The organism is Streptomyces sp. NPDC049541, assembly GCF_044465725.1.
Taxonomy (GTDB): domain Bacteria; phylum Actinomycetota; class Actinomycetes; order Streptomycetales; family Streptomycetaceae; genus Streptomyces.
Genome location: NZ_JBITLY010000001.1, coordinates 613,772 through 620,331, shown reverse-complemented (window position 1 = coordinate 620,331; position 6,560 = coordinate 613,772). Strand labels below are relative to the sequence as shown.

Genomic DNA, 6,560 nt, shown 5'->3' with positions numbered 1-6,560 from the left:
CCCTGGCCGCATAGACGCTGGGGTACAGCGGGCGATAGCCGAGCTCCCGGCGGACGCGGTCGGTGGAGGTGATCGCCAGCCAGGGGTCGGGGTCGGTGCGGGTGTAGAGATCGGCGGGGATCTCGGTGTCGTTGAGCTGGTGCAGTTCGACCGCCGTGACGGGGGTGTCGTCGGCGATGTTGTAGATCCGGCCGGCGATGCCCGGAGCGTGCAGGATGCGCAGCAGGCCCTGGGCGACGTCCGCGTGATGGCCCATGTGCAGCCGCTGGGTGGCCGCCCAGTTCTTGGCCCACATCAGGGACTGGGCGAGATGCGGGTCGTCCTCGCCGTAGACGAAGGGGAGTCGGCCGACGCGTACGTCCATGCCGTCCAGCGCGAGCAGTGCCCGCTCGGCCTCGGCCTTGGACCCGGGGTAGGCACCCCACATCGCCCCGCCGGGCCGGCTCTCGTCGTCCTCGGTCAACGGGCGCCCCCGCCCGGTGCCGTACACCAGTCCCGTGCTGACCTGCACGAACCGCCGCACCCCGGCGGCCGGCGCGCAGCCTGTCCGGCGTTTGAGGACGAGGCCGTTCAGGCCGAAAGCGGGGGTCTGGGGACGGCAGCCTCCAGGGGACGGGAACGGGAAGGGGCGGCGGGGGCGAAAAAGGCTCAGAAGCCCAGCTTGCGCAGCTGCCGAGGATCCCGCTGCCAGTCCTTCGCGACCTTGACATGAAGGTCCAGGAACACCGGAGTACCGAGCAGCGCCTCGATCTGCTGACGGCTCTTGATGCCGACCTGCTTCAGACGCGCGCCCTTCGGCCCGATGATGATCCCCTTCTGGCTCGGCCGCTCGATGTAGACGAAGGCATGGATGTCGAGGAGGGGCTTGTCGGCGGGCCGCCCCTCACGCGGCAGCATCTCCTCCACGACCACCGCGATCGAGTGCGGCAGCTCATCGCGCACACCCTCCAGCGCCGCCTCCCGAATCAGCTCCGCGATCATGACCTGCTCGGGCTCGTCGGTGAGATCGCCCTCGGGATACAGGGCGGGCCCCTCCGGAAGGAGCGGAACGATCAGATCGGCCAGCAGGTCCACCTGCTTGTCACCGACCGCCGACACCGGCACGATCTCCGCCCACTCGAAGCCCAGCTCCTTGCCGAGCTGGTCGATCGCGATGAGCTGCTCGGCGAGCGTCTTGCTGTCCACCAGGTCGGTCTTGGTGACGATCGCGATCTTCGGCGTCTTCTTGATGGACGCCAGTTCCTTCGCGATGAAACGGTCACCGGGCCCCAGCTTCTCGTTCGCCGGCAGACAGAAGCCGATCACGTCGACCTCGGCCCAGGTCGTGCGCACGACGTCGTTGAGCCGCTCACCCAGCAGCGTCCGCGGCTTGTGCAGCCCAGGGGTGTCGACCAGGATCAGCTGGGCGTCCTCCCGGTGCACGATCCCCCGGACCGTGTGACGCGTCGTCTGCGGCTGGTTCGCGGTGATCGCCACCTTCTGGCCGACCAGAGCGTTCGTGAGGGTGGACTTGCCCGCGTTGGGGCGGCCCACGAAGCAGGCGAAGCCGGCGCGGTGGGGTGCCGACGACGCCGACGGCTCGGATGACTGACTACGAACGCTCATGGCGCCCATTCTCCCTGATCCACAGAGCCCCGCCGTACAGCCGAGCGATCACCGGCCGTTCGCTGTCCGCCCTGTGAGATTCAGGAAACCTCCACGCAACGAAACATCACGGAAACACGGACGTGCACATCCGGAAACGCACGGAAGTGAGCCTCTGACGAGCCCCCACCTCGATGGAGACGACGTGACGACCCTCGCCGCAGCGCACGCGGACACCGGCGACACCGCCTGGCTGCTCGCCGCCACCGCCCTCGTCCTGCTGATGACCCCGGGCCTCGCCCTCTTCTACGGCGGCATGGTCCGCACGAAGAGCGTCCTCAACATGCTGATGATGAGCTTCGTGTCGATCGCCCTGGTCACGGTGGTGTGGCTGGCCGCCGGCTACTCGCTGGCCTTCGGTGACGACATCGGCGGCGGGCTCATCGGCGGCCTGAAGCACGCCGGCATGGCGGGCCTCGGCCCGGACAGCGTGCAGGGCACCGTGCCCACCCTGCTCTTCGCCACCTTCCAGCTCACCTTCGCGATCATCACGGCGGCGCTGATCAGCGGCGCGATCGCGGACCGGGTGAAATTCGCGGCCTGGCTGGTCTTCGTCCCGGTCTGGGCGCTGCTCGTATACGTTCCCGTCACCCACTGGGTGTGGGGCCCCGGCGGCTGGATCGCGCACCGCCTCGGCGCCCTCGACTTCGCGGGCGGACTCCCCGTGGAAATCACCTCCGGCGCCTCCGGTCTGGCCCTGTGCCTGGTCCTCGGCCCGCGGCTCGGCTTCAAGAAGGACGCGATGCGTCCGCACAACCTGCCCATGGTGATGCTGGGCGCGGGCCTGCTCTGGTTCGGCTGGTTCGGCTTCAACGCGGGCTCGGCACTCGGCGCCAACGGGCTGGCCGCGGCCGCCTTCCTCAACACCCTCGCCGCCGGCTGCACCGGCCTGCTCGGCTGGCTCTTCGTCGAGCAGAAGCGCGACGGGCACCCGACCACGCTCGGCGCCGCCTCCGGTGCCGTCGCGGGTCTGGTCGCCATCACCCCGTCCTGCGGCTCGGTCTCGCTGCTCGGCGCCCTGGTCGTGGGCCTCGCCGCCGGTGTCGTCTGCTCGTACGCCGTGAGCTGGAAGTTCAAGCTCAACTACGACGACTCGCTCGACGTCGTCGGCGTCCACCTGGTCGGCGGCATCATCGGCACCCTCCTCATCGGCGTGTTCGCGGAGAGGGCGATGACCGGCTCCACCGAGGGCCTCCTCTACGGCGGCGGGCTCGCCCAGCTCGGCAGGCAGCTGGTGGCCGTGGTCGTCGTGGCCGCGTACGCCTTCCTCGTGACGTACGGCATCGGCAAGCTGATCGACAAGGCGATGGGCTTCCGGGCGAGCGAGGAGCAGGAGTACAAGGGCCTGGACCTTACGGTGCACGCCGAGACGGCATACGATCACGGCGTCCTGGGCCACGGCGCCCCGGTCTCGTCCTCCGTCCTCTCCCCCGCGCAGAAGGTCAAGTCCCAGGCATGAAGCTCATCACCGCGATCGTCAAGCCCTACCGCCTCGACGAGGTGAAGACGGCCCTCCAGGAGCTCGGCGTGCACGGTCTGACCGTGACCGAGGCCAGCGGGTACGGTCGGCAGCGCGGCCACACCGAGGTGTACCGCGGCGCCGAGTACCAGGTCGACCTCGTCCCCAAGGTCCGTATCGAGGTCGTCGTCGAGGACGCCGAGTCGGACGCCGTGATCGACGCGATCGTCAAGGCCGCGCAGACGGGGAAGATCGGGGACGGGAAGGTGTGGGCGCTGCCGGTCGAGACGGTCGTACGGGTACGGACGGGAGAGCGCGGCCCGGACGCGCTCTGAAACCCTTTGCCACCCGGGCCGCGTGACGGAGTTCACCTCCTCGCCGCGGCCCGCTCCCGTCGGACGCCCCGCGCCGCGGCGGCGACGACCGCTTCGAGCGCCGTGCCGCGACCACGGACGCCCCTTGCCCCGCGCGCCCTGATCACCAGCGCGACCCCCACCACCAGCGCCGCCAGCAGCGCCAGTGCTGCCGCCCACGGCAGGGCGAGGAAGGACGCGCTCTCCGAGTTCCGCGTGTCCGTCGCGCTCGCCGTCAACGTGACGTCGCCCCAGTCGAGTTGGGGCGCGTCCCGCCATGGTTCGGTGAGGTGGACGCGCTGTCCGGGCAGCAGCTCGGAGGGGATGCGGGACAGGTTGCGGGCCAGGAGCGTGCGGCCGAACAGGCCCGTGGCGCGCAGTTCCACCTTCGGGTCGAGGGTGACGTTGCCGGTGTTGTGCAGGGTGTAGGAGATGGTCGCCGTGCTGTCGCCGAGGCCGGGGACGAGCGGCTGGTGGTGGACGATGTGGACGTTCTCCACGGCGATCGCGGGCAGGGTCGGGCCGCCGACGCGCAGGTAGACGCGGGCGGCGACCGCCCGCTGCACACCGAGCGCGAGGGAGCCGTCGCCCTTGTCGATCCGTTCGTCGAGGGCCACGAGCGCGCCCGGATGGTCGCCCGGTTCGGCGCCCTCGGGCACGTGCAGGGTGAAGGGGACGGTGACCGCGCCGTGCGCGGGGACGGTCACGCGTGACTGCGCGGGCTTCGCCCAGGCGCCGACGCCCCGCTGCTTCTCCCGCACCGTCCTGACGGCGAAACCGCCGTCGCGGGGGGTGTTGTAGGCGTCGGCGGCATACAACCGGAAGCTCAGCGGCTGCCCGGTGGTGTTCGCCACGACCACCTTGTCCTCGATGGTCGTCCCGGGGTCGGCGGAGAGGTAGAAGTACGGGCGGGCTGCCACCTTGGAGGCGGCCGGGTAGACGGACCAACTGCCGTTGTCGGCGGCGTGCGCGGGCGCGACGAAGAGGGCCAGGAACAGGCCCAGGAGCAGGACGTACGGCTTGCGCATGGGTGCGGACCCCCACATGGACGAGAAGAACGGGCGGGTGCGGACGCCCGTACGGTCAGCTGAGCGTCAGGGTGAGCACGCCCGAGTACGAGCCGGGGGGCGTGAACGCCGGTACGTCCAGCGAGAGCCCGGCGTTCGCCGTGAACTCGCCGCCGGTCAGCGTGCCGTTGGGGGTGGACGCCAGGGTCGCTCCCGCACTGCCCACCGTGCCCGCGGAACCCGCCTGGCAGGTGCTCGGGCTGCCCGCCTTGGTGGTGCAGGCGGGGGTCCAGCTCAGCTTCCCGGCCTCGATCTTGGCGCCGGGTCCGGTGAAGTCGGTGACCTTGCCGGTGAGGGACCAGCCCGCGGGTCCGCCGCGGAAGTCCTTCACGGTGACGGCGTTCAGGGCGCCGGTGGAAGCACCGCCCTTGCCGAAGTCGACCGCCGACAGGGCGACGGAGTCCCCGGCCTGGGACATGGACAGCGTGCCCGCCTTCACCGTGGTGGTGACCTTCTGGCTGCCGGCGGGGACCGGGGTGGTGTCGTTCACGACGTAGGCCGCGGGCCCCGCCCCTTTGCCGGCGCTCCACGCACTCCCCTCGTACGCCACGATCCCCGTCGTCGTCTTGTCGTTGACGACGAGGGAGCCGCTGAAGGAGCCGTCGGCGGCGGCGGTGACCGTCGCCTTGTCCGCCGTCTGGGTGTCCCCGGAGCGCCCGGCGAGGGTGACGGTCGCGCCCGGCGTGAAGTGGCTGCCGTTGACGGTGACGGCGGCACCGGCGTTGCCGGAGGCCGAACCCAGCGAGATGGCACGGTCGTTGACCGGGGTGGCGTCCGTCGCCGTGACCGTCTGGGAGACCGGGGCGGGCGGGTTGGTCACCGTGCACGGGGTGTCCAGCTCCAGGATGTAGCTGGTGTGGATGTTGTAGTCACCGGGCGAGAGCGTGATCGCACCGGCCGCGGTGACCTTGAAGGTGCCGGTCATGGAGAACGACGGGAAGGCGCCGTTGCCCGGCACCGGGTCGTTCTTCTTGGGCCCTGCGACCGTCACGTCGCCCGTCTGCGCACCGCCGAGGGTGACCTTGCCGGTGGGCGTCATGATGTCGGCCGGCAGGGCGATGGCGGTGGGGTTGCTGGCGGCGGGCTTGACGACGGTGTAGGTGACGGTGACGGTGTCGCCGACCTTCGGGCTGGCGTTGTCCACCGCGATGCTCGCGGTCGTCGTACCGTCGATCGGCGGGATGCCCGCGACCGCGGGCGGGATGCAGTGCGTGGCGAAGTCCACGTTGGTGGCGGCACCGGCCGGACAGGCCAGTGCGCCACCCGCGGTGACCGCGAGCACGGTCCCGCCGAGCAGCGAAGCCCAACGTCGTCTTCGGGTTGTCGAACCCATGGGAGTGCCCCCTTCTCTGCTGCGCTCACTGGGGGCATTGATGTGGGGATTGCGTGAGAAGTCAATGGAGAAGTCGAAATGAACTGATGGGCCGTCAGTTCCTGTTGACCTCGCAGGAACTGACGGCCCGTCGGCAGCGACTCAGTCGAACACGAACGGTCCCGGCGACTGCGGGCCGGTCGCGGTGCAGGTGATGGTGATGCCGAAGACGGTCATCTGCAGCGAGCCGCCGTAGGCCTCCAGGCTGTCGCCGGAGGCGACGGTGCCGGAGAGCGGGCCGACGGTGACGGGGTCTCCGGCGGCCATCGCCGGGTTCCTGGTGCCGGTGAAGGCGGTGGTGCCGCCGTTCGCGTCGACCAGGGTGAGCGTGGAGGAGATCGAGTCCTGGGACAGGGCGATCGGCGCGGTGATGGCGGACGTGACGGTGACGGTGGCCGCCGTGCCGTCCTGGGTGGCCGTGAGCGTGGCCTGCCCGCCGCCGAAGCTTCCGCAGTCGGCGGTGATCGTCGCCGACTGCGGAGTGACGGCGAGGGCGCTGGGCGCGAACGCGAGCGAGACGGCCGCGAGGGCCCCTACCGCCATGGCCGCACCTGTGGTTGTCCGTTTGGCTCTCATGGGGATCCGGCTCCCTTCCCGAAGCTGGGAACTGCCATGTGGGGATGGATGGGAGAGGTCCGGACGGACAGCCGGCAGGCGCGGTGCGG

The 6,560-nt window shown here is 70.6% G+C and carries 6 protein-coding genes and 1 pseudogene; 2 read left to right on the top strand and 5 right to left on the bottom strand.

All coding sequences use genetic code 11. The annotated features are described in order from the left end of the window. Both ACIBW9_RS02790 and era read right to left on the bottom strand, forming a co-directional pair. Positions 1-538: pseudogene (locus ACIBW9_RS02790) on the bottom strand (NAD-dependent epimerase/dehydratase family protein); the annotation flags it as partial. 110 nt (positions 539-648) lie between these two features. After that, complete coding sequence (gene era, locus ACIBW9_RS02785) at positions 649-1,614, bottom strand: GTPase Era (protein WP_398950523.1); 966 nt, start codon at positions 1,612-1,614, stop codon at positions 649-651. A 175-nt stretch (positions 1,615-1,789) separates the two neighbouring features. On the opposite strand from era, the gene ACIBW9_RS02780 reads away from it, so the two are divergent. Then, a complete protein-coding gene (locus ACIBW9_RS02780; RefSeq protein ID WP_398950521.1) occupies positions 1,790-3,103 on the top strand; it encodes an ammonium transporter in 1,314 nt (437 codons plus the stop codon). Then, the gene (locus ACIBW9_RS02775) at positions 3,100-3,438 is read left to right on the top strand and encodes a P-II family nitrogen regulator (RefSeq protein ID WP_351470799.1); all 339 of its coding nucleotides are present in this window, start codon (positions 3,100-3,102) and stop codon (positions 3,436-3,438) included. The genes ACIBW9_RS02780 and ACIBW9_RS02775 overlap by 4 nt, the downstream gene beginning before the upstream one ends. Positions 3,439-3,470: 32 nt before the next feature. On the opposite strand, the gene ACIBW9_RS02770 is transcribed toward ACIBW9_RS02775, so the two are convergent. The 3 genes from ACIBW9_RS02770 to ACIBW9_RS02760 form a co-directional block, all read right to left on the bottom strand. Beyond that, the gene (locus tag ACIBW9_RS02770) at positions 3,471-4,484 is read right to left on the bottom strand and encodes a WxL protein peptidoglycan domain-containing protein (RefSeq protein ID WP_398950518.1); all 1,014 of its coding nucleotides are present in this window, start codon (positions 4,482-4,484) and stop codon (positions 3,471-3,473) included. A 55-nt stretch (positions 4,485-4,539) separates the two neighbouring features. Then, complete coding sequence (locus tag ACIBW9_RS02765) at positions 4,540-5,856, bottom strand: beta-xylosidase (protein WP_398950517.1); 1,317 nt, start codon at positions 5,854-5,856, stop codon at positions 4,540-4,542. Between the two features lie 141 nt (positions 5,857-5,997). Further along, positions 5,998-6,471, bottom strand: a complete 474-nt coding sequence (locus ACIBW9_RS02760) for a hypothetical protein (RefSeq protein ID WP_398950515.1) — start codon at positions 6,469-6,471, stop codon at positions 5,998-6,000. Between the last annotated feature and the right edge of the window lie 89 nt (positions 6,472-6,560).

Coding starts and splice junctions, on each gene's coding strand:
- era (WP_398950523.1), bottom strand. CDS start 1,614: ATGGGCGCCATGAGCGTTCGTAGTCAGTCATCCGAGCCGTCGGCGTCG.
- ACIBW9_RS02775 (WP_351470799.1), top strand. CDS start 3,100: ATGAAGCTCATCACCGCGATCGTCAAGCCCTACCGCCTCGACGAGGTG.
- ACIBW9_RS02770 (WP_398950518.1), bottom strand. CDS start 4,484: ATGCGCAAGCCGTACGTCCTGCTCCTGGGCCTGTTCCTGGCCCTCTTC.
- ACIBW9_RS02765 (WP_398950517.1), bottom strand. CDS start 5,856: ATGGGTTCGACAACCCGAAGACGACGTTGGGCTTCGCTGCTCGGCGGG.
- ACIBW9_RS02760 (WP_398950515.1), bottom strand. CDS start 6,471: ATGAGAGCCAAACGGACAACCACAGGTGCGGCCATGGCGGTAGGGGCC.